This window comes from Deinococcus yavapaiensis KR-236, from assembly GCF_003217515.1.
Lineage (GTDB): Bacteria > Deinococcota > Deinococci > Deinococcales > Deinococcaceae > Deinococcus_A > Deinococcus_A yavapaiensis.
The window spans coordinates 13,195-33,989 of record NZ_QJSX01000009.1 but is presented as its reverse complement, the minus strand read 5'-3'; the positions used below and the strand labels follow the sequence as shown (position 1 = coordinate 33,989).

Here is a 20,795-nt window from a genome sequence, read left to right as displayed (position 1 = left end):
TCGTTCACGCCGCCACCTCCACGCCGAGGACCGCTCGTTCGTTGACGCCTTCGGGCAAGGCGAGCCACACGTCCGCCGCGCCTTCGATCGGCTCGACGCTCACGACGCGCACCTTCGACGCGGCGAGCCGCGCGAGGACCTCGGTGCCGAGGCCGCCTTCGATGGTCACGCGCGCGAGCGTCTCGTGCGGCGCGAGCGTCACGTCGGGCTTGTGCGCGTTGAGGAGGGCGCGCGTCGCCGCGTGCGCGGGGCGGCGCAGCACCTCGTTCGCCTCGCCGCTTTCCACGAGCACGCCGCGCTCCATCACGGCGACGTGCGTGCAAGCGGCGCGCACGACTTCCATCTGGTGCGTGACGATCACGAGCGTGAGGCCCGTCTTGGTCTGCACGTCGCGCAGAAGACGCAGGATGCTCGCGCTCGTCGCCGGGTCGAGCGCGGACGTCGCCTCGTCGGCGATCAGGAGGCGCGGTTCGAGCGCGAGGGCGCGGGCGATGCCGACGCGTTGCTTTTGCCCGCCTGACAGTTGCGCGGGGTAACGTTCGGCGAAGGCGGAGAGCCCGACGAGGTCGAGCACTTCACGCACGCGAGCGTCACGCTTCTTTTTCGGCACGCCGGCGAGTTCGAGCGGCAAGGCGACGTTTCCGGCAGCGGTGCGCTGCGCGAGGAGGTTGAAGTGCTGGAAGACCATGCCGATCTTGCTTTGCACGGCGCGGCGCTCACGGCCCGCGAGCGCCGCGAGATTTTGCCCGAGGACGCGCACTTCGCCGCTCGACGGAACTTCGAGGCCCGAGATGAGGCGGGTGACGGTGCTTTTGCCCGCGCCGCTCTCACCGATGATTCCGAAGGCGCTTCCCGCCTTCACCTCGAGGCTCAAGTCTTGCAGGGCGACGTGCCCGCCTTCGTACGTTTTGTGGACGTGCTGGAATTCGATCACGAGAAGCGCCCTCCCGAGCGCACGAACGGCGGGTGGGAGGATGAAACGAGACGTCCCCTTCCCGAAGATGTGTCGAGAAGGGGACGGCATTTGGCGTGCGACCCTTCTCTTATCGCTCCCGAAGCGTCATGCCATCGTCGGCGCGCTTCAGGCTGGAAAGCACCTTGACCGTGATGAGGGTCGGTTGCTGCACGCTTCGAAGGGCCAGGTCCCTGACGTGCTCTGGATAAGAGCGTTGCACGCGACGGTTCACGGCAACAGGCGCAAAGGTAGCGTCCCGGAGGGAAAACGAAAGTGAGTTTGGCACGTCGCGCGAAGCGTCACCACGGCGCGCGGCGCGCCTTCGCCTCGTACATGCGGCGGTCGGCGAGACGAAGCCAAGTCTCGGCGTTGGACGCCTCACGTCGTTCGCACGCGCCCGCGTTGACGCCGACGTGGTGCCCGTGAGGCCAAGAGAACCGCTCGACGGCCTCGAACCACGCGTTCAAACGATGCGCGGCGGCCTTCCCGTCTCCGCGCAGCAGCAACGCGAACTCGTCTCCGCCGAGGCGAAAGGCGCCTTCCGGACTCGTCGGGACGCTCGCCAGCAATCGAGCGAGTTCGCGCAACACCGCGTCTCCCACGTCGTGCCCGAAGGTATCGTTGATTGCCTTGAATTCCTGGACGTCCAGCACGACGAGCGTCCACTCGGCGGTGGCGTGCCACGAGGTCTCCAGGGCCTCGTCGAACGCGCGTCGGTTCGGCAAGTCGGTGAGGGCGTCAGTGTGCGCTTGGGCTTCCAGCTTCGTGCGCAACTCCGCGTTTTCGAACGCGACGCCGAGATGTGCGGCCATGACGCGCAGCAACTCCAAGTCCTCGGCGTGAAAGGCGTTGGGCTCGTACGATTGCAAGGACAGCACGCCGCGCGTCCGTCCGTCGATCACGAGCGGCACGCCCATCCAAGACCTCGACCAGTCGTCGTCGTCGTCGTCGCGAAGTTCGCGAAGAAACAGGTCGTGCGTTCTGGCGTACTCCAACACGTCGCCCGTCGCCTCGAACGTTCCCGCCAGCACCCGCTCGAACAACCCGTCGTTTCGCGCCGGAATTTCGCTTTCGTACAGCTCGTCGCCTTCGCGCATCTGGCAGAACCAGCCGCCTTGCTCGCGCGTCCACGCGATCACGAGGATCGGGGCGTCGAAAATCGCGAGCAACTGTTCGTGCGCGACCCGGACGATGTCCTGTGCCGAGCGGCACGAGAACAGCACGCCGAGGGCCGCCACGAAAGCTCTGTATCGCTCGAGCAGCCCGTCGTGCAGTCGGGGAAGGGAAGCGGCGGGCTCATCGGGCATACGACATCGCCAGCGTAACGGCGTCGTTCTTACACAATCTTCACAATGCTGCTTTTCGCTTAGAAGTGAGTGCCGAACGCTTCGGCGCTCCGTCCTAGACTGAACCGATGACCGACCGACTTCAGGAAGGAACAGGATGGACGGGCGACGCGGCGCGAAGCGAACGACGGGTGCGCGACGTACCCGTCGTGGTGCTCGTCGGTGTGACGGGCGTCGGCAAGAGCACCGTTCTCGGCGCGATGCGCGACCTCGGCGTGCCGTTCACCTTGCTGCCCGACCGCCGCGCCGTGACGGACGCCGTGATGATCGAACCGTTCGTGGGCGCGCCCGTGACCGACCGCGAGGAACGCTTCCGCCTCACCGCCGCCTACCGCCAAGCGCATCCGGGCGGCATGGCCGAGGCGCTCGCGGCGCTTCGCGTTCCGAACGACGCCGAAGTCCTGCTCTTCGATGGGCTGCGGGGCGTGAACGAGGTGACGCACGCCGCTCGGCACTTGCCGCTCGCGCGCTTCGTGGCCCTCACGGCGCCCGACTTCGTGCGCGTCCGTCGCCTGCTCGGTCGCGGCGACGCGTTCGACGCCGTCGAGCAGGCGGACACGGCCGCGACCGCCCGCGAAGCCTTGAACGCCATTGCCGACGTGCGTGACGTGTTCGACGACGAGACCCTCGACGCCTTGGCCCGCCTCGACGTGGACTCGGCCGACCTCGCCGCCAAGACGCGTATCGTCGTGACGGAGCGGCGCAACTACGACCCCGAAGCGACCGTGCGCGTGCTGGAAGGCTTGCCGTCCGAACGAGCCTTGATTCTCGACACGGTTCGGTACGACGCTCGAGAAATTGCGCGCCGCGTCATGGAGTGGCTGTGACCACGATCAAGCGTGTCGAGGCCCTGCCGTACCGCCTGCCGCTCAAGGGCGCCCTTCAATGGGGCGCGCACTCGCGGCTCGACGCCGCCGAGCACGTCTTGATCCGCGTTCACGTCGCGGGCGGGGCGCTCGGGCAATCGGAGGCGCCGCCGCGGCCCACCATTTACGGCGAGACGGTCGCGAGTATCCGTGGCATCGTCGACCACCTCACGGAACGCCTCGTGGGACTCGACGTGCGTGACGAGGCGGGCCTCGCCCGCGTGCTCGGCAGCGTCGCCAACAATCACGCCGCGCGCGGCGCGCTCGACATGGCGTTGTGGGACGCTCGGGCCGCCGTGAACGGCACGACCCTCTTCGACGCCCTGCTCGGACCCCAGCGGCGCGTGCGCGCGTCGTTCATCCTCGGCATCGCCTCGAAGGCCGACATGCTGAACGAGGCGAAGCGCGTCGTGGCGGCGGGCGTGCGCGTCTTGAAGGTCAAGGTGGGACGCGACCACGCGCGGGACCTGCAAGTGATCTCGGCCCTCGCGCACGAATTCGAAGGGCACGGCGTGGATCTCTACGCGGACAGCAACGAGACCTTGACGCCCGAAGGAGCGAGGGCGGCTCTGCGCGCCATGCGCGACGCGGGCTTGCTGTACGTCGAAGAACCGCTGCCCGTTCGCGCCTTGCGCGCGCGCGCCACGCTGAAGGCCGAAGGCATCTTGCCGATCGTCGCCGACGATTCGTGCTTCACCTTGCCCGACCTCGAGCGCGAGCTCGACTTCGACACCTTCGACATCCTCAACGTGAAGACGGCGCGCACCGGCTTCACGTCGTCGCTGGAGATGCTCGAGATCGCGCGCGCGCGCGGCAAGGGCGTCATGATCGGCTCGCAAGCGTCCACGACGCTCGGCACGATTCACGCCGCCCTCGTCGCGAGCCACGCGGAAGTCGACCATCCCAGCGAGCTCAGCTTCTTCTTGAAGCTCGAGGAGGACGTCACCACCGCCCTGCCGACCTTGCACGACGGTGAGCTTTGGCTCGACGAACTGCGAAACGTCACCGTGGACGAGACGAAATTGCGTCGGGCGCTCGTCGCCGAGGCGTGAAGGTCGAGTGGCGAGCGCTCGTACTCGAAAGACACACAATTTTTTTACCGAACTTTTACAACCCTGCGGCAGCATGGGGCGGTGACGGGACGACTTCACCACGGAAAGGAACGAGGATGCGCCTGAGCTGGCCGCGCCGCGACGTGCGGCACGACGAGATCGTCGAAGGCGTCCTCGGAACGGCCCTGCAGTTGCGGATCGTCGCGTCCACGCGCGGCAAGGCGCTCGACGCCCGCGACGCGTCGCTGCGCGAAGTCGACCGCCTCGAAGGGATCTTCAGCCGTTACCGCGAAGACAGCGAGTTGCGCGTTTGGAGCCGCACTCGCGAGCGCCGCGCCGTGTCGAGCGACCTCGCCTTCGTGTTGCGCGAAGCGCGCGCGTGGTGGCAGCGTTCGAACGGCGCGTTTCATCCGGGCGCGGGCCTCCTCGCGGACGCTTGGCGAGAGGCGGCGCGGCGTGGAGAACGCCCGTCGCTCGACGTCCTCGCCGTCCTCGCGCGAACGCTGCGCGACGAACCGTTCGAGATCGACGAGCGCGGCGCCCGCAACGCCACGCCCGGCGGTCCCGACCTCAACGCGATCGCCAAAGGTTACATCGTCGACCGCGCGGTGAACGCCGCGCTCGCCGTGACCGGCGTGTCGAGCGTTCTCGTCAACATCGGCGGCGATTTGCGTCACGCCGGTCACGGCGAGGTGCGCGCCGGCATCACCGATCCGTTCGCTTCCGCCGACAACGCGCGTCCGCTCGACGTCGTGACGATCTCGAACTCGGCGCTCGCGACGAGCGGCAACGTCCACCGCGGATTCGACATCGGCGGAACTTGGTACTCGCACGTTCTCGATCCGCGCACCGGCGAACCCGTCTCGCACGTCGTCTCGGCGTCCGTCCTCGCGAAGGACGCTTTGACGGCGGACGTTCTCGCCACCATCGTGGGCGTCGTGCCGCCGCACGAAGGCTTGCGCCTCGCCGACGACGTCGGCGTGGGCGTGTTGCTCGTCACGTCGGACCGCGCTCGTCACACCAACCGTACTTGGCCCCCCACCGCCCTCACCTTCAAGGAGACCGTATGAGCCACGATTCCAACGACAACTTCCCCGCCGCTCGGTCGGTCTCTCGCCGCCGCTTCATCGGACAAGCGGCCCTCGCGACCTTCGGCCTCGCCTTGTCGCGCTTTCCCGCCTTCGCGCAAGGCACGACCGCCACGACGAAGTGGGACGCCGACATGGAACTCGCCGTGACCGTCGAACTCGCCGCGCCGTCCGGCTTCCGCTACAACCGCCCGTACGTCGCGGTGTGGATCGAAAACGCGAGCGGCAAGGAAGTGCGCACCTTGAGCCTGTGGGTGGAAACCAAAGGACGCGGGCCGCGCTACATTCCCGAGTTGCGCCGCTGGTACCGATCGGCCACGAACACCGACACGCTCGTCGACACCGTGTCCGCGCCGACTCGCAACCCGGGCAAGTACACGCTGGTGTGGGACGGCAAGGACGACAAGAAGGCGCCGTTGCCGCAAGGCGAGTACACGATTTTCGTGGAGACGGCGCGCGAGCACGGTCCGTACAGCTTGGTGAGCGAGAAGGTCACGATCGGCGCGAAGGGTTTCAAGAAGACTCTCGACGGCAACAACGACATCTCCGGAGTGATCCTTGAGTACCGCGAGCACGCCTGAACCCAAGGTGAGCGAGGCGAGGGTGAAGCCTCGCCCTCGTACCCTCAAGGCGCGCACGAACGCCACGCTGCGCTGGCTGCACATCTACACGTCCATGATCAGCTTGCTCGTCGTGCTGTTCTTCTCGCTGACGGGCATCACCCTCAATCACCCCGACTGGACGTTCGGTTCCATGGAGGCGCGGCGCGAACTCAGCGGCACCTTGCCCCGCGGTTGGATTCAAGGAGAGAGCGTCGATTGGCTGACGGTCGCCGAGGACTTGCGCGCCGCGCACAACTTGCGCGGTCGCGCGCAGGACACGCGTTTCGACGCGGGTGAGGCGAGCCTCTCGTTTCGCGCGCCCGGCTACTCCGCCGACGTGCTGATCGAGGCGCCGAGCGGCAAGTACAGCGTGAACGTCGACGCGCAAGGCTTCGTCGCCGTCATGAACGACCTTCACCGCGGACGCGACGCGGGCAGCGCGTGGGCGTGGGTGATCGACGTGTCGGGCCTCTTCCTCACGCTGATTTCCGTCACGGGCCTCGCGCTGCTCTTCTACCTGCGCAAGATTCGCGTGAAGGCACTTCTCGTCATGGTGGGCGGCGCGGTCGTCGTGATCGCCCTCATGCGACTGGCGACCTGAGGTCATCGTGCGCGTCCTGCTCGTCGAAGACGATCCTCGCCTCGGCACGGTCCTGAAAGAGGGCCTGGCCGAGGAAAGCCTCATCGTCGATCACGTCGCCGACGCGGCGTCCGCCCGCTCGTTCGCCGACCTCTACCCTTACGATCTCGTGATTCTCGACGTCGGCCTTCCCGAAGGTCCCGACGCGGGCTTCCGGCTCGCCAGGGAGTGGCGCTCGAGCGGCAACGCCACGCCGATCTTGTTTCTCACGGCGCTCGGCGACATCGACTCGAAGGTCACGGGTCTCACGTCGGGCGGCGACGATTACCTCACGAAGCCCTTCGACTTTCGCGAGTTGCGCGCGCGCGTCATGGCGCTCGTGCGCCGCGCGGGCGGCCTCGCCGACAACGTCGTGAAGCTTCCCACGGGCGCCGTCCTCGACGTGACGTCGCACGAAGTGCGCCTCGCGGGCAAGGTCGTTCCGTTGACGGGCCGCGAGTACGCCTTGCTAGAGTGCTTCGCGCTCAACCCCGGGCGGACCTTCTCGCGCGCGGGACTGCTCGACCGCCTCTGGGCGACCGACCGTAGCGTGGACGCCAAGATCGTGGACGTCTACGTGGGTTCGGTGCGGCGCAAACTCGGCGACGCCATCATCGAGACGATTCGTGGCGCCGGCTACCGCCTCGGACGCGGCTTGTCGTGAACATCCGCCTGCGCCTCGCCCTCCTCGCGAGCGTCGTTTCCGCCGCGATGATGCTCGCGATGTTTCTCGCGCTGTACTTCTCCGTGCGCGGAACGCTCGTCGGGGTCCTCGACGCGTCGCTGCGAACGGGGGTCGCCGCGCGCGTCGCCGAGGACGTGCGAAGATCGCAGTATCCACAGCCGTACGAAGGCTTTCGGCGTAACTTCGACAGCGACCGAAACGACAACCGCCCTCGGGTGAGTCGACCGACGCCGCCCGGCCTCGCCACGGTCGTGACCTTCGGCAAGGACGGCGCGGTCGCGTCCGGCACGCCGCCCCTCACCTTGCCGCTCATCGAGGGATTCGTGCGCGTCAACGGCTACCGCATCCTCACCGCGCGCCTGCCCTCGGGCGGTTGGGTGCGCGCCTTTCGCGCCGAGGACGAACTGCTTTCGAGCTTGGAAGGCGTGACGCACGTCTTTTCGGTCGTCGCGCCCCTCGTGATCCTGCTGGGCTTTCTCGGCGGGTACCTCTTGGCAGGCCGAGCGCTTCGGCCCGTCGGGCAAGTCACGAGGCTCGCGGCCCGCATCGCCGCGTCGGGTCGCTACCGAGAGCGCGTGCCCCATTCGCCGGGCCGTGACGAGATGGCGCGCCTCACCGAAACGATCAACGCGATGCTCGACCGTCTCGCCGACCTCATCGAGCACGAGCGGGCGTTCGCGCTCGCCGCCGCGCACGAACTGCGCACGCCGCTCGCCGTGATTCGCGCGCGCGCCTCGCTCGCCTTGGAGCGTGAGCGCAGCCCTCTGCAGTACCAAGCAGCCCTCGCCGAGATCGAGGGCGTCTCGACCGACCTTTCGCGTCTCGCCGACCGCTTGCTGGCCCTCGCGCGTACGAGCGTCGACGCGAACCGTGAAGACTTGGACCTCGCCGACCTCGCCTTGGAGGCGAGCGAAGTGCACTCGTCGGCGCTGCGCGAGCGTCGGCTTACCCTCACGCTCGACCTCACGTCCGCGCCCGCCGCCGGGGACCGTACCGTGCTGCTGCTCGCCGCGTCGAATCTCGTTCAAAACGCCGCCCGCTACGTTCGTGAAGGCGGCGCGGTGCGCGTCCGCGCGGGCGCGCAGGGCGACGAGAGCGTCCTCGTCGTGGAGGACGACGGCCCCGGCATTCCCGACGAGGACGCCGAGCGACTGCAAAAACCTTTTCAGCGTGGTCTCGGCTTGCAAGGCAGCGAAGGAGCGGGTCTGGGCCTCGCGCTCGTCTCGGGCATCTCACGTCAGCACGGCGGGACGTTCTCGTTGGGCCGCAGCGACCTCGGCGGCTTGAAAGCCGAGATCCGCCTGCCCGCGCGCCCGACGCCCCCTACCAGCGAACACGGCGCGCTGGCGCAAGTGGATTCGCCGACGCCCTGAGCGTGTGGCAAAGTGGGGCATGCTGTACGACGTTCTCGTGATCGGCCTCGGCGCGGTGGGAAGCGCGGCCTTGTCGAGCGCCGCGCGCCGTGGCGCTCGCTGCGTCGGCCTCGACCGCTTCGATCCGCCGCACGTCTTGGGCTCCAGCCACGGCGAAACGCGCATCACACGCGAAGCGACCGCCGAGGGACCCGCGTACGTGCCGCTCGTGCGCCGCTCGAACGCCTTGTGGCGCGACTTGGAAGCTTGGAGCGGCGAGACGTTGCTTCTTCGCACGGGCGCCCTCATCGTGGGCGACGAGCGGGCGGACGACCTCGACTTCGCCGCCCGCACGATTCGAGTCGCGCAGCAATTCGACGTACGGCACGAACAATTGTCTGCCCGGGACGTCGCGCGTCGCTTCCCGGCTTTCACGCTGAGCGAGCACGAGCACGCGTACTTCGAGCCGCACGCGGGCGCCTTGCTGCCCGAACGCTGCATCGCCGCGCACCTTCGGCGCGCCCGAGCGGACGGCGCCGAGATTCGCGCGAACACGCCCGCGCTCACCCTGGAGGCCGCCGGGGACCGCGTGCGCGTCCGAACGGCAGGGGAGACTTTGGAGGCCGCCTCGGTCGTGCTGAGCGCGGGAGCGTGGACGAGCGATCTGCTCGGCGAGGCGTTCGCAGAGCGCGCCCGCGTGTACCGCCAGGTGCTGTGTTGGTTCGAACCGAGCCGTCCCGACGTCTTCGACGCCGCCCACGCTCCCGTGTTCATCTGGCAGCACGGCGAGGGTGACGCGCACTTCTACGGCTTTCCCGAGGTGACGCGCGGCGGGGGCGTGAAGGTCGCCACCGAGCAACTGAGCGTGACGTCCACGCCCGACACGGTACGCCGAGACGTTCGCCCCGACGAAGCGACCGACCTCTTCGAGCGTCACCTCGCGGGCCGCGTGAACGCGTTGTCTCCACGTCTGCTGCGCGCCGAGACGTGCCTGTATACCGCCACGCCCGACGGAGGCTTTCTCGTGGACGCCGCGCCGTTCTCGCCGCGCGTCACGGTCGTCTCCGCCTGCTCCGGGCACGGCTTCAAGCACTCGCCTGCCGTCGGCGAGGCCGCCGCCCTGCGCGCCCTCGGCGAACCGCCCGCCGTGAACCTCGCGGCCTTCGAGTGGTCCGCGCGTCCGTCGTACGCACCGTGACTTTATGATGGGCCCAAGCGTCCCCTTTCCCACCTCGCCTCGAACTCGCCTTGTCTGGAGACCTCATCCGAAACGCTTCCCTTCGCCGCTTCCTGCCTTCCCTCGACGGTCTGCCGCGCAACGCGCGCGGCGCCATCGTCACCGAACCCCTTTGGGCCGTCTTCGGGACGGTCGTGCTGTACTACGCGCCGCTGTACATGCGCGAAGTCGGTCTCACGAGCCCGCAAATCGGCATCGTCGGCTCGATCACCCTCGCGTTCTCGTTCGTGTTCCAGATTCTGGCGGCGCCCATCACGAACCGCATGGGTCGCAAGCGCACGACGCTCTTTTGGGACCTCGTGTCGTGGTCCGTTCCCATGGCGCTGTGGGCACTCGCCGGTAATTTCGATGCGTTCGTGATCGCGGGCGTGCTGAACGCGACGAACCGCATCGTGACCGTCTCGTGGAGTCTGCTCGTCGTCGAGGACGTGCCGCAGACGCAGCGGGCGCGCGTGCTGGGCATCTTGAACCTCATCGTGGCGTTGTGCGGTCTGCTCACCCCCCTCGTCGGGCTCGTCATGACGTCCATCGGCGCGGAGGCGACGCTGCGCGCGTACTACGCCTTGGGCGCGGTCGGCATGACGGTGATGTTCTTCTGGCGCAACGCCCTCACCGACGAAACGCGCGTGGGGCAAGCGGCGATGCTGGAGCACCGCGACCTCGACCCGCTGCAAAGCCTGCGCGAAACGGGACGGCACCTGGCGACGTTGCGCGCCCACTCGGGGTTGCCGCTCGTGACGGCCTTCTACGTCCTGAGCGTGTTCATCGAGCAGATGAGCCTCTTTCAGATCCTGTATTACCGCGAAGTGCTCGGCGCGAGCGTCGCCGCCTTGTCCTTCGTCCCCGTCGCTTCGGCCGCCGTGACGATCCTGATGTACGCCTTCGTGCTGCGGCGCATCGCGCACGTGCTTCCCGAGCGCACGCTGCTGTTCACGCGCGCCGTCGGCGCGATCGGCGCGCTCTTGCTGCTGATCGTGCCGCCCGGGCAACTTGCCTCGCTGTTACTCGTGGTGATGATCGTGTCCGCCGCGACCTTCCTGACGCAGACGTACCGTGACACCGTGCTGTTCGCCCGCCTTCCCGAGCGGGGCAGCGCGGATCTCTACTCGGGCGTGCAGCTCACGGCGCTGCTGCTGTCCACTCCGGCCGCCGGACTCGCGGGCTGGATCTACCACGATCGCCCGCGCGCCCTGTTTCTCGTCATCGCCGTGTTGAACGTCGCGTTGCTGCTGCTCGCCGCGCGCCTCGCCGCGCGTTCAACGCGCTGACAGCACGCCCTCGACGAACGCGTTGCGGAACTTTCCGGTCGGGTCGAACGTCTCGGCGAGGCGTTGAAAGTCGGGGAGCTTGACGAAGACTTCGCGCAGACGTCGAGGCGCCGTCGTGAAGAGCTTGCCCCAGTGCGGCCGCGCGTCGAACTCGGCGAGCGCCTCCTGCAAGCGCGGCAGGACCGTGCGTACCCTCGCCTCGTCGCGCCGCCACGTGAAGTGGAAGCCGACGCACGCCTCCTTGAAGCACGGGCTGAGCCACAAGTCGTCGGCGGCGACCGTGCGAAGCTCCGACACGAGCAAGACGTCCGCCAGCACCGCCCGAAGCTCCCGCACCGCGCGAAGCGCGCTCGGCGCGTGACGCCTCGGCACGAAGAACTCGCTTTGCAACTCCTCGCCGACACTCGGCGTGAACTCCAAGCGGAAGTGCGGAAGCCGCTCGTGCCACGGACCCGGCACGCCGAGTTGCGGCGTGCAAGACGTCGCCGGAAAGCCTCGCAAGGGGTGCAGGTCGGACGTCGCTCGCCGCGCGCCGAACCACGTTCGCGTCGGCTCGAAACGTTCCTCGCCGATTCGCCGCTTGTGCCACACCTGATGAAACAGCGGCTCTTTCCAATCCGTGAAGAAGCTGACGCTGTCTGCCGCGCCCGTCACGTCGTCGAGGTGCTGCTCGAACGCCTCGAACGCGAGATCCTCGAACACGTCTTGCCGCACGTCGAACGCGGCCTCGACTCGCAAGGTCGCCTTCGTCACCACGCCGAGCGCGCCGAGATTCACGACCATGCCCGAAAAGACGTCCGGGTGCGAGGCCCGAGAGAAGGTCTCGACGTCGCCGCTCGCCGTCACGAGTTCCAAAGCCGTCACGGCGGTCGCGAGGTTTCCCGCGCGGTCGCCCGACCCGTGCGTGGCCGTCGCGCACGCGCCCACCACCGAGATGTGCGGCAGCGACGCGAGGTTGTGCAGCGCGAAGCCCCGCGCGTGCAGAAAGCGCCCGAGCTCGCCGTAACGCACGCCGCCCTCGATCGTCACCGTGCGCGCCTCCTCGTCGAGCGCCACCACGCGGTTCAGGAGGTGGGTCGACAGCAAGTCCGCCGCCGTGTTCGCGAGGTCGTTGAAGGTGTGCCGCGTGCCGAGCGACCGCACGCGATCGGCGTTTCGCACGATCTGTCGCACCTCGTCCACCGTCGTCGGCGCGTGCCACCTCGCCGCGTCGTACTCGACGTTTCCCGCCCAGTTTCGTTCTCTTGCCATGCGGCTCGATGATAGCGCCATGCCGCGTCACGATTCCCGCCGGAATGTCGTCGACGCCCGACCTCGGCGTGTTCCTCGCCGGAATGTCGGTGCGGTGTCTCTTCACAATGTGGGCCGTCTCTGCCCGGGCGGCGAAAGCGGGGCGTAGGGTCAGCCGAACCAAGCGAGGAGGATCGTATGGATTACCGTCATCTTGGTCGGACCGGGCTCCGAGTCAGCCCCCTTTGCCTCGGTACCATGAACTTCGGGCCCGAAGCCAACGAGGAGGACTCGCACCACATCATGAACCGCGCGCTCGAGTTGGGCCTCAACTTCTTCGACACCGCCGACGTGTACGGCTGGAAGCAAGGCGAAGGCGTGACCGAGCAGATCATCGGGCGTTGGCTGGAACAAGATCCGAGTCGGCGCGACCGCATCGTCTTGGCCACCAAGGTCTACGGCAAGATGGGCGAGGGGCCCAACGATCAAAAGCTCTCGGCGTACCACATTCGCAAAGCGTGCGAGGAGAGCTTGCGCCGACTCAAGACCGACCGCATCGACTTGTACCAGATGCATCACATCGACCGCGCCACGCCTTGGGAAGAAGTGTGGCAAGCGATGGAGTGGCTCGTGCAACAAGGCATGGTGTTGTACGTCGGTTCGAGCAACTTCGCGGGCTGGAACATCGCGCACGCCAACTCGCTCGCGGCGCAACGGCACTTCATGGGCTTGGTGTCCGAGCAAAGCCTCTACAACTTGCAAGCTCGCATGGTCGAGTTGGAAGTCGTTCCGGCGTGCCGAGCGTTCGGGCTGGGCTTGATTCCTTGGAGTCCGCTCGGAGGCGGCTTGCTGGGCGGCGCGCTGCAAAAGGCGGCCGAGGGCCGCCGAGCGAGCGAGCGCATGCAAGCGCAAATCGAGAAGCACCGACCGCAACTCGAACGGTACGAGGCGCTGTGCCGAACGCTCGGCGAACACCCTGCCGATGTGGCCTTGGCTTGGCTGCTGCATCAACCCGCCGTCACCGCGCCGATCATCGGACCGCGCACCCTCGAGCAGTTGGACGGCAGCTTGCGGGCGTTGGAGGTGCGGCTCACGGACGACACCTTGAAGGAACTCGACGCGATTTGGCCCGGACCGGGAGGGCAAGCGCCGGAAGCGTACGCCTGGTAGTCGGGCACTCGAGGGGCGCTCCAAGAGCGCGCCGATCTCCAAGACGTTCTTCAGGAGCGCGCGCCCGAATCCTCGTTGTTTCGGGCGCCGTGCGCCTTGTACCGCTTCGAAGGGCGGCCCGCGCCGTACTGGTAATCGAGCCGCGCCCGTCCCGTCCCGACGAGGTGCTCCAAGTACCGCCACGCCGTCGGACGGCTCAAGCCGACCAAGCCGCCGACGTCCTCGGCGCTCAAACCGTCGGGATGCCGCGTCAACAAGTCCGCCACGCGCTCCAGCGTCCTCGCGTCGACCCCTTTCGGAAGTGGCGCGGCGCTCGCGACGCCGAGGTACCGATCGAGGCTCGCTTGATCGAACGTCGCTCCGGTGAGCGCTTTTCGGCGGCGAAAGCGAGCGAGGGCGTCGCCGAGACGCGAACGGTCGAACGGCTTGATGAGGTAATCGAAGGCGCCGTGCGACAACGCGCTTTGCACGACGCCCGCGTCGTCCGCCGCCGTCACCATGAGGACGTCGAAGACTTCGCCGCGGGCACGCCAAGACCGCAGCAAGTCGAGGCCCGTTCCGTCGGGAAGGTAGACGTCGAGCAGCACGAGGTCGGGCCGCAGGTGACGCACGAGTTGATCGCCCTCCGCCACGCTCGTCGCCGTTCCGAGGACGTGCACTTCAGGATCGGCTTCGAGCAGGTCGCGGTTCACGCGCGCGACGCGCAAGTCGTCCTCGACGAGGACTACGCGAATCACGCGCTCTCTCCTTCCACCGACGTCTGACCGGCCGCCGTGAGCGGCAAGTTCACTTGAAACACCGTGAAGGACTCGCGACGAAAGTGCCTTATGCTGCCGCCGAGCGCCTCGACGCGCGTCCGAACGAGCGCGAGGCCGTAGCCGCGCCCTTCGCCCTTGCTCGACGCGCCGTGCTCGAACAGCCTCGCTCGCACGTCCGGCGCGACGCCGGGACCGTCGTCGACGACTTCGATCTGCACGCCGTCGGGGTCCTCGCCGATCGACACGGTGACCGTGCCGGCCCGGCCCCGCAACGCTTCGAAAGCGTTTTCCGTGAGGTTGCCGATCGTCGTGACGAGCACGTCGATCACGCCGTTCCACCGCGCCGAGAGGTTCGAGCCCGCTTCGACGCGAAAGACCACGCCGAGTTCGTGCGCTCGCTCGCGCTTGCCCATCAAGAGCGCCACGAGGCGCGGCGTGCGAAGGTCGTGCATCAAGTCGCGCAGCGTCGCGTCGTTTTCGATTTCCGAGTGGATGAGGTGCCGTGCGTCGTCGGGACGCCCGAGTTGCAACAAGCCGTTGATGGTGTGCAGGCGGTTGAGGTACTCGTGCGACTGGGCGCGCAGCACTTCCACGAAGCCTCGCACGGACGTGAGCTCCTCGGCGAGCGCGAGCACTTCCGCGCGGTCACGCAGCGTCGCCACGAACCCGCCGCCCTCGAGCGGCTCCAAATTCACGAAGATCGGCAGGTGCGCGAGGCGCAACTCCAAGTTGTGACTCGGCATGCCCGTTCGGCTCGCCGCGAACGCCAACTCGGGCCAAACGTCCACGACACGCCGACCCGATCCCCTCGGCAGCAACTCCGAGGCGCGCGCGTTGGCGAGGACGATGACGCCGTCCGCGTTCACGGCAAGCACGCCTTCGCGAAGCGCCGCGAGGACGGCGCGTTGTTGGCGCACGAGCGCCGCGATCTGCTGCGGTTCGAGGTTGAGGATCGCGCGCTTCAACGTGCGCGCGACGAGAATCGCGCCGAGCGTCCCGAGCGCGAGGGCCAGCACGAACCACGGCACGAGCGACCCCACCGCCTGCACGGCGAGCGCGTGCACGCGTGGCATGAGATACCCCGTGGACACGACGCCGACGATGCGTCCGCCCGCGTTCAAGACGGGCACTTTTCCGCGCACGCTGAGCCCCAGCGAACCTTGCGCGACGCTCACGATCTCCCGGCCCGCGAAGGGCGCGTCGTTGTCGCCGCCTTCCATGGGCAGGCCGAGGCGATCGGGGCGCGGATGCGTGAGTCGCACGCCGTCGCGGTTGCCGACGACGATGAAATCCGCTCCGACTTGAGCACGCAAGCGATTGACGAACGCGTTCAGCTTGGCGTCTTGCCGTCCCACGGCGGCGCCTCGCATGACCTCGGGCAGTTGCGCGACGAGGCGAGACGCGGCGAGCGCTCGCTGACCGAGATCGTGCTGCACGGTGCGTCGCAACGACAGCACCTGAATGCTGGCGAGCAGCAACGTCAACACGCTCAGCACGAGCAAGTGCAGCAACACCAACCGACCTTCGATTCCGAGACGAAGCGGACGAACCTTCCAAGACGAGCGAGCGAAGCGTGGACCAGCGAGATTCATGGCGACCTCACACGAGCGGCTTGACCGCGTGCGTTCGAAACGACAGACGTTACCGTCCAGTCTAGAGCACCGACGCCCTGGGGCAAGCTTTCGTGCGTTTTGTCCACGCCCGCTCGGGCACGCAAGCCACGAAATTAAGCGTTGGACGCGACGCCTTGCAGCTTGAAGACGCGTGACCTAGACTCGCCGTACCACACAACAGAGGGCCACACGCGGCGACTGGCCGCCGTGACGCGTGCCCTTTTCTTGCAGGAGGAAGTTATGAAGAAAACGCTGTTTCTCGCCGCCCTTGTCATGACGAACCTGCCCCTCGCGTCCGCGCAGACCCTGAACAACTTGCGTATCATGGCGCCCGCCTCGCCCGGCGGCGGGTGGGACCAGACGTCGCGCGCCATTCAGCAAGTGCTGCAAGACAACAAGATCACGGGCGCCGTGCAAGTATTCAACGTGCCCGGTGCGGGCGGCACGATCGGCCTCGCGCAATTGCTCAACAGCCGCGGCGACGGCAACCTCCTTATGACGATGGGCCTCGTGATGGTCGGCGCGATCCAAACCAACAAGAGCAAGGCGACGTTGGAGCGTGTCACGCCCATCGCGCGTCTCACCGGCGAGTACGAAGTGCTCGTGGTGCCCACCGTCAGCAAGTACAAGACGCTCGCCGACCTCGCCGCCGACTGGAGGAAGAACCCGGGCCTTCCCATCGCGGGCGGAAGCGCGGGCGGCACCGACCACATCACGGTGGGTCTGCTCGCCGAAGCGGCCGGCATCGACACGTCGAAGATCAACTACATTCCCTTCTCGGGCGGTGGCGAGACGCTCGCGGCCGTGCTCGGCAATCAAGTCGCCGCCGGTATCGCCGGCTACGGCGAGTTCGAAGCGCAAATCAAGACGGGGCAGTTGCGCGTCTTGGGCATCAGCGCGAAGAAACGCGTGAAGGGCATCGACGCGCCGACCTTCATCGAAGGCGGCCTCAACGTCGAACTCGCCAACTGGCGCGGCATCGTCGCCCCTCCGGGCATCAGCGCCGCCGAGAAGGCGACGCTCGTGGCGGCCCTCGACAAGCTGCACGCCAGCAAGGAATGGCAAGAAACGCTCGCGAAGCGCAATTGGATCGACTTGTACCAAAGCGGCAGCAAGTTCGACGTGTTCCTCAAAGTCGAGCAAAGCCGCATCAACAAGGTACTCAAGAGCATCGGCCTCGTGAAGTGATCGGACGCTTGCCGTGACGATGCCCGACTCTACCGCCCCGCCTTCGCGGGGCATTTCCCTTGGCGACCTCGCGCTGGCCCTCGGCGTCGTGGCGCTCGGCGCGTTCTTCCTTGTCGAGACCTTCATGATCGACGTCAATCCCGGTTACGCCCGCGTCGGCCCGCGCTTCTTTCCGTTGCTCGTCTCGTTCGGCTTGCTTGGCGTCGGCGTGATTCTCGCCATCGGAGCGCTTCGCGGCGAACGCGCCCAGCCTGCCGCCGAGGAGGACGCCGATCCCGACGCGCCGACGAACTGGCGTTCGATCGGCTGGCTCACGCTGGGCTTGGTGGCGCACATGCTGCTTCTCAACGTCCTCGGCTTCGTGCTCGCGTCCACCGTTCTGTTCTGGTGCGCGGCGCGCGGCTTTCACTCGACGTGGATCGTGCGCGACCTCGTGGTGGCCGTGCTGCTCTCGGTCGTCGTGTACGTCTTGTTCACGCACGGCCTCGGCCTCACGTTGCCGCCCGGCCTGCTCAAGGGCGTGCTGTGATGGAGACCCTCGCGGCCCTCCTCAACGGATTCTCCACGGCCCTGACGCCCGAGAACTTGCTGTTCGCCCTCATCGGCGCGGTCCTCGGCACGGCCGTCGGCGTTCTGCCGGGCATCGGCCCCGCGCTCACCGTCGCCCTGCTGCTGCCCGTCACCCTCAAGCTCAGTCCTGTGAGCGCGTTCATCATGTTCGCCGGCATCTACTACGGCGCGATGTTCGGTGGATCGACGACGTCCATCCTGCTCAAGACGCCCGGTGAAAGCGCCTCTATCGTCACGGCGATGGAAGGCAACCAGATGGCGCGCCGAGGGCGAGCGCCCGCCGCGCTCGCGACCGCGGCGATCGGGTCGTTCATCGCCGGTACGCTCGGCACGCTCGCCCTCACCTTCGCCGCGCCCGCCATGGTGTCGTTCGCGCTTCAGTTCGGACCCGCCGAGTACTTCGCCCTCACCGTGCTGGCCTTCACTGCCGTGTCGGCGCTCCTCGGAAGCTCGCCGTTGCGCGGCCTCGTGAGCCTGTTTTTCGGTCTCGGCCTCGGGCTGGTCGGCACGGACTTGCAAACCGGGCAAGCGCGCTTCGACCTCGGACGGCCCGAACTGCTCGACGGCATCGACGTCGTCACGGTCGTCGTGGGCCTCTTCGCGGTGGGCGAGACGCTGTACGTGGCGTCGAAGCTGCGCGGCGCCCAAGACGCCGTGATGAAGTTCAAGGGTCGCGTCGGCATGACCCGCGAGGACTGGGCGAGAAGCTGGAAGCCGTGGCTGCGCGGCACCCTCCTCGGCTTTCCGTTCGGAGCGCTTCCGGCAGGCGGCGCGGAGATGCCGACGTTCTTGTCGTACCTGCTCGAAAAACGCCTCAGCAAGCACAAGGATGAGTTCGGCAAAGGGGCCATCGAAGGCGTGGCTGGACCCGAAGCGGCGAACAACGCGGCCGCCGCGGGCGTGCTCGTGCCGCTCTTGTCGCTCGGCTTGCCGACGTCCGCGACGGCCGCGATTCTGCTCGCCGCGTTTCAGCAGTACGGCTTGCAGCCCGGTCCCCTCTTGTTCGCGACGAACCCGGCGCTCGTGTGGGGACTCATCGCGAGCTTGTACGTGGGAAACGTGATGCTGCTCGTGCTGAACTTGCCGCTCGCGAAGTTCTGGGCGAGACTCCTCGAAATTCCGCGTCCGCTCTTGTACGGCGGCATCCTCGTGTTCGCCACGCTCGGCGTGTACAGCCTCAACAACTCCGTGTTCGACCTCGTCCTGCTGTACCTCATCGGTCTCGTGGGCTTCGCGATGCGCCGCTTCGACTTCCCGGTCGCTCCTGCCATCGTCGGAATGATCCTCGGACCCATCGCCGAGCAGCAGTTCCGCCGCGCCCTCGCGATCAGCCAAGGCGACTACGGCGTGTTCTTCACGCGACCTCTCAGCGCGACGATCCTGATCGTTGTCGGAATCGTCCTGCTCGGCCCGCCGCTTCTGCGCTGGTGGAACTCCAGACGCTCCGGGACTTCCCGAACGACGTCTTGAAACCGCGCGAGAACCAACAGGAACCCCGTCGGTGACGGGGTTTTCTTCGTGCGCCTGGGGCGACTCGGCGTGTCCTCGCGGCCCGGTTGTCGTGCCTCGACGCGCTCAGGTTCCGCCCTCACCGTCCCGCGGAGTCGAGCGGTTCGAGCGCGCGCGTCACGTCGAAGTGGACCACCACGTCGAACTGCGCGGGGAGATTCACGCTGAAGTAGTGACTGAGGCGTTCCGTGGCCGGAAGGTACTGTACGCCGATCGCCCGCTCCAGGCGCTCTTGACGCAAGGCCAACGGGGCGCGCTTCGACTCCAGCATGAAGCGCGCGAGGCCCGTGTCGTGAAAAAGCCGCTCGTAACTGGATTCCAGCGACGGACGGATTTGCATCGTGCGTGGCGGACCGTCCCACTCCTCGGCGGCCGTCACCGTGCCGGTGTGCGTCGTGAATCCGACGAGCAAGGCGCCCGCTCCGTACCGCTGCCGCACGAGTTGTCCGACGTTGTGCTCTCCGCTTCGCCCCATCTCGGTCGCGCGCGCATCGCCCAAGTGCGAGTTATGAGCCCACACCACGATCTTCGACGTCGCGCCGAGATGCGCCCGGATCGCCTCGAGGGTCTCGAACATGTGGCTGTCGCGCACGTTCCACGAGGACGACGCTCCGAACACGTCGAGGGCGGCGCGTTCGTACGCCACGGCGTTCTTCACGATCCTCGCGTTTTGCTCCAAATCGAACAGCGCCTCGCGTGACGCGTCGAGGCGAGCTCGGCGCTGCGCCGTGAGACGCAAGACGTCTGCGAAGACGTCGGCGGCGTTCCTCGTGCAAGACGCTCCGTTGCTGGTCTCGGGCGTGCCGGGATCGTCTTGCAACGGCGTCCCGATCAAGGCCAGGCAGGCGTACCGCGCGCGGGCGCGCTCCGCGCTCGCCGTGTCGAGGGTGCCCAGCAGGCGAAGGACTTCGAGCCTCGACGCGGGCAGACTGTACAAGTCCATGCCGTAGAACGAGGTCCGGTCCGACGAAGCGCGCGTCACGTTCGTCGCTCGCAACCAGCCCACGAAGTCCCGCACGACCGTGTTTCGCCACAGCCAGCGGGGAAAACGCGTGAAGTTCGAAAGCGCCTGCTCGGGAGTGGTGTCGGCGCCTTCGAGGCGAACGAAGCGGTTCACGCGCTGCGCGTCCGGCCAGTCGCCTTCGATCACCACGGCGTCGAATCCGTACTCTTGAACGAGCCGCTTCGTGAGTTCGGCGCGCGTTCGGTAGAACTCGTGCGTTCCGTGCGTACCCTCGCCGATGAGCACGAGCCGAGCGTCCTTCGCGAGTTGCACGATCGGCTCGAGCGTGCGCAAATCGTCGCTGACGGAACGGGCGACGGACCGAAGCGAGGCGGCGAGGTCGGTGGACGTCGAGGGTGGAGGCTGCGCTCCGCCGACCGCGAAGGCAACGGGGAAGAGGAGCGAGGCGCCGAGCAGCAGAAGCTTCAGGTTCATGCAGGAATCCCCCTGGACGAGCGCGATGACGATCGGACGTGTGTGGCATCCCTGAAGAGACGCCCTCCAGGCTACGGGACGGTGCTGAGCCGCCGAGGGCCCTCACCTCAAGTCACGTGAAGCCAAACCGTGCCCGACTCCCCGTCATGGCCAAGAACCTCAAGGTGACGGATCGTCGAACGTACACGCGCAAAGGGCAACGGCATCAGTCTTCCGGCGTCCACCGAAATCGTCCGGCGACATCCGTAC

Annotated in this window: 19 protein-coding genes and 1 riboswitch; of the genes, 13 read left to right on the top strand and 6 right to left on the bottom strand. The window is 67.4% G+C overall.

Annotated elements, in window-relative coordinates:
• Positions 1-4: 4 nt before the first annotated feature.
• Positions 5-934, bottom strand: coding sequence for a methionine ABC transporter ATP-binding protein (locus DES52_RS12035; RefSeq protein ID WP_245900960.1), 930 nt, complete (start codon positions 932-934; stop codon positions 5-7).
• A 106-nt stretch (positions 935-1,040) separates the two neighbouring features.
• A riboswitch (SAM riboswitch) is annotated at positions 1,041-1,167 on the bottom strand.
• An 87-nt stretch (positions 1,168-1,254) separates the two neighbouring features.
• Positions 1,255-2,262 carry a GGDEF domain-containing protein gene (locus tag DES52_RS12030; RefSeq protein ID WP_110887071.1) on the bottom strand — a complete coding sequence of 336 codons (1,008 nt, stop codon included), beginning with the start codon at positions 2,260-2,262 and terminating at the stop codon, positions 1,255-1,257.
• Between the two features lie 107 nt (positions 2,263-2,369).
• Between DES52_RS12030 and DES52_RS12025 the strand changes: the two genes are divergently transcribed.
• The 9 genes from DES52_RS12025 to DES52_RS11985 all read left to right on the top strand — a co-directional run bounded on the left by DES52_RS12025 (position 2,370) and on the right by DES52_RS11985 (position 11,070).
• Positions 2,370-3,128 carry an AAA family ATPase gene (locus tag DES52_RS12025; protein ID WP_110887070.1) on the top strand — a complete coding sequence of 253 codons (759 nt, stop codon included), beginning with the start codon at positions 2,370-2,372 and terminating at the stop codon, positions 3,126-3,128.
• The gene (locus DES52_RS12020) at positions 3,125-4,219 is read left to right on the top strand and encodes an enolase C-terminal domain-like protein (RefSeq protein ID WP_110887069.1); all 1,095 of its coding nucleotides are present in this window, start codon (positions 3,125-3,127) and stop codon (positions 4,217-4,219) included. Before DES52_RS12025 ends, DES52_RS12020 begins: the two co-directional genes overlap by 4 nt.
• A 116-nt stretch (positions 4,220-4,335) precedes the next feature.
• Entirely contained in the window at positions 4,336-5,289 is a 954-nt protein-coding gene (locus tag DES52_RS12015; protein ID WP_110887068.1) for an FAD:protein FMN transferase, read from the top strand.
• The gene (locus DES52_RS12010; protein ID WP_110887067.1) at positions 5,286-5,888 is read left to right on the top strand and encodes a DUF2271 domain-containing protein; all 603 of its coding nucleotides are present in this window, start codon (positions 5,286-5,288) and stop codon (positions 5,886-5,888) included. Before DES52_RS12015 ends, DES52_RS12010 begins: the two co-directional genes overlap by 4 nt.
• 22 nt (positions 5,889-5,910) lie before the next feature.
• Entirely contained in the window at positions 5,911-6,510 is a 600-nt protein-coding gene (locus DES52_RS12005) for a PepSY-associated TM helix domain-containing protein (RefSeq protein WP_110887066.1), read from the top strand.
• Positions 6,511-6,517: 7 nt separating this feature from the next.
• Positions 6,518-7,192, top strand: a complete 675-nt coding sequence (locus DES52_RS12000; protein ID WP_110887065.1) for a response regulator transcription factor — start codon at positions 6,518-6,520, stop codon at positions 7,190-7,192.
• The gene (locus DES52_RS11995) at positions 7,189-8,586 is read left to right on the top strand and encodes a sensor histidine kinase (protein WP_110887064.1); all 1,398 of its coding nucleotides are present in this window, start codon (positions 7,189-7,191) and stop codon (positions 8,584-8,586) included. Before DES52_RS12000 ends, DES52_RS11995 begins: the two co-directional genes overlap by 4 nt.
• A gap of 19 nt (positions 8,587-8,605) precedes the next feature.
• Positions 8,606-9,763 carry an N-methyl-L-tryptophan oxidase gene (gene solA / locus DES52_RS11990; protein WP_110887063.1) on the top strand — a complete coding sequence of 386 codons (1,158 nt, stop codon included), beginning with the start codon at positions 8,606-8,608 and terminating at the stop codon, positions 9,761-9,763.
• A gap of 50 nt (positions 9,764-9,813) precedes the next feature.
• The gene (locus tag DES52_RS11985) at positions 9,814-11,070 is read left to right on the top strand and encodes an MFS transporter (RefSeq protein ID WP_110887062.1); all 1,257 of its coding nucleotides are present in this window, start codon (positions 9,814-9,816) and stop codon (positions 11,068-11,070) included.
• On the opposite strand, the gene DES52_RS11980 is transcribed toward DES52_RS11985, so the two are convergent.
• Entirely contained in the window at positions 11,059-12,321 is a 1,263-nt protein-coding gene (locus DES52_RS11980) for an FAD-binding protein (RefSeq protein WP_110887061.1), read from the bottom strand. The genes DES52_RS11985 and DES52_RS11980 overlap by 12 nt on opposite strands.
• A 177-nt stretch (positions 12,322-12,498) precedes the next feature.
• On the opposite strand from DES52_RS11980, the gene DES52_RS11975 reads away from it, so the two are divergent.
• Complete coding sequence (locus DES52_RS11975) at positions 12,499-13,470, top strand: aldo/keto reductase (protein ID WP_110887060.1); 972 nt, start codon at positions 12,499-12,501, stop codon at positions 13,468-13,470.
• A gap of 50 nt (positions 13,471-13,520) precedes the next feature.
• Here DES52_RS11975 and DES52_RS11970 read toward each other — a convergent pair whose 3' ends face one another.
• Both DES52_RS11970 and DES52_RS11965 read right to left on the bottom strand, forming a co-directional pair.
• Positions 13,521-14,207: a response regulator gene (locus tag DES52_RS11970; RefSeq protein ID WP_342767081.1), complete on the bottom strand. Its 687-nt coding sequence runs from the start codon at positions 14,205-14,207 to the stop codon at positions 13,521-13,523.
• Entirely contained in the window at positions 14,204-15,820 is a 1,617-nt protein-coding gene (locus tag DES52_RS11965) for an ATP-binding protein (protein WP_110887059.1), read from the bottom strand. The genes DES52_RS11970 and DES52_RS11965 overlap by 4 nt, the downstream gene beginning before the upstream one ends.
• 261 nt (positions 15,821-16,081) lie before the next feature.
• On the opposite strand from DES52_RS11965, the gene DES52_RS11960 reads away from it, so the two are divergent.
• Genes DES52_RS11960 through DES52_RS11950 form a run of 3 tightly spaced genes read left to right on the top strand, consistent with a single transcriptional unit; the run spans position 16,082 to position 19,069 of the window.
• Positions 16,082-17,029, top strand: coding sequence for a Bug family tripartite tricarboxylate transporter substrate binding protein (locus DES52_RS11960; protein ID WP_110887058.1), 948 nt, complete (start codon positions 16,082-16,084; stop codon positions 17,027-17,029).
• Between the two features lie 19 nt (positions 17,030-17,048).
• Entirely contained in the window at positions 17,049-17,558 is a 510-nt protein-coding gene (locus DES52_RS11955; protein ID WP_245900979.1) for a tripartite tricarboxylate transporter TctB family protein, read from the top strand.
• Positions 17,558-19,069, top strand: coding sequence for a tripartite tricarboxylate transporter permease (locus DES52_RS11950; RefSeq protein WP_110887056.1), 1,512 nt, complete (start codon positions 17,558-17,560; stop codon positions 19,067-19,069). Before DES52_RS11955 ends, DES52_RS11950 begins: the two co-directional genes overlap by 1 nt.
• Before the next feature lie 118 nt (positions 19,070-19,187).
• On the opposite strand, the gene DES52_RS11945 is transcribed toward DES52_RS11950, so the two are convergent.
• Positions 19,188-20,546 (bottom strand): erythromycin esterase family protein, encoded by a 1,359-nt coding sequence (locus tag DES52_RS11945; RefSeq protein WP_110887055.1) that lies wholly within the window; start codon positions 20,544-20,546, stop codon positions 19,188-19,190.
• Positions 20,547-20,795: the final 249 nt, after the last annotated feature.

Excerpts from the sequence above, each read along its gene's own strand:
- DES52_RS11980 (WP_110887061.1), bottom strand. The coding sequence starts at position 12,321 with ATGGCAAGAGAACGAAACTGGGCGGGAAACGTCGAGTACGACGCGGCG.
- DES52_RS12010 (WP_110887067.1), top strand. The coding sequence starts at position 5,286 with ATGAGCCACGATTCCAACGACAACTTCCCCGCCGCTCGGTCGGTCTCT.
- DES52_RS11955 (WP_245900979.1), top strand. The coding sequence starts at position 17,049 with ATGCCCGACTCTACCGCCCCGCCTTCGCGGGGCATTTCCCTTGGCGAC.
- DES52_RS12015 (WP_110887068.1), top strand. The coding sequence starts at position 4,336 with ATGCGCCTGAGCTGGCCGCGCCGCGACGTGCGGCACGACGAGATCGTC.
- DES52_RS12030 (WP_110887071.1), bottom strand. The coding sequence starts at position 2,262 with ATGCCCGATGAGCCCGCCGCTTCCCTTCCCCGACTGCACGACGGGCTG.
- DES52_RS11960 (WP_110887058.1), top strand. The coding sequence starts at position 16,082 with ATGAAGAAAACGCTGTTTCTCGCCGCCCTTGTCATGACGAACCTGCCC.
- DES52_RS11950 (WP_110887056.1), top strand. The coding sequence starts at position 17,558 with ATGGAGACCCTCGCGGCCCTCCTCAACGGATTCTCCACGGCCCTGACG.
- DES52_RS11945 (WP_110887055.1), bottom strand. The coding sequence starts at position 20,546 with ATGAACCTGAAGCTTCTGCTGCTCGGCGCCTCGCTCCTCTTCCCCGTT.
- DES52_RS11975 (WP_110887060.1), top strand. The coding sequence starts at position 12,499 with ATGGATTACCGTCATCTTGGTCGGACCGGGCTCCGAGTCAGCCCCCTT.
- DES52_RS12025 (WP_110887070.1), top strand. The coding sequence starts at position 2,370 with ATGACCGACCGACTTCAGGAAGGAACAGGATGGACGGGCGACGCGGCG.
- solA (WP_110887063.1), top strand. The coding sequence starts at position 8,606 with ATGCTGTACGACGTTCTCGTGATCGGCCTCGGCGCGGTGGGAAGCGCG.
- DES52_RS11965 (WP_110887059.1), bottom strand. The coding sequence starts at position 15,820 with ATGAATCTCGCTGGTCCACGCTTCGCTCGCTCGTCTTGGAAGGTTCGT.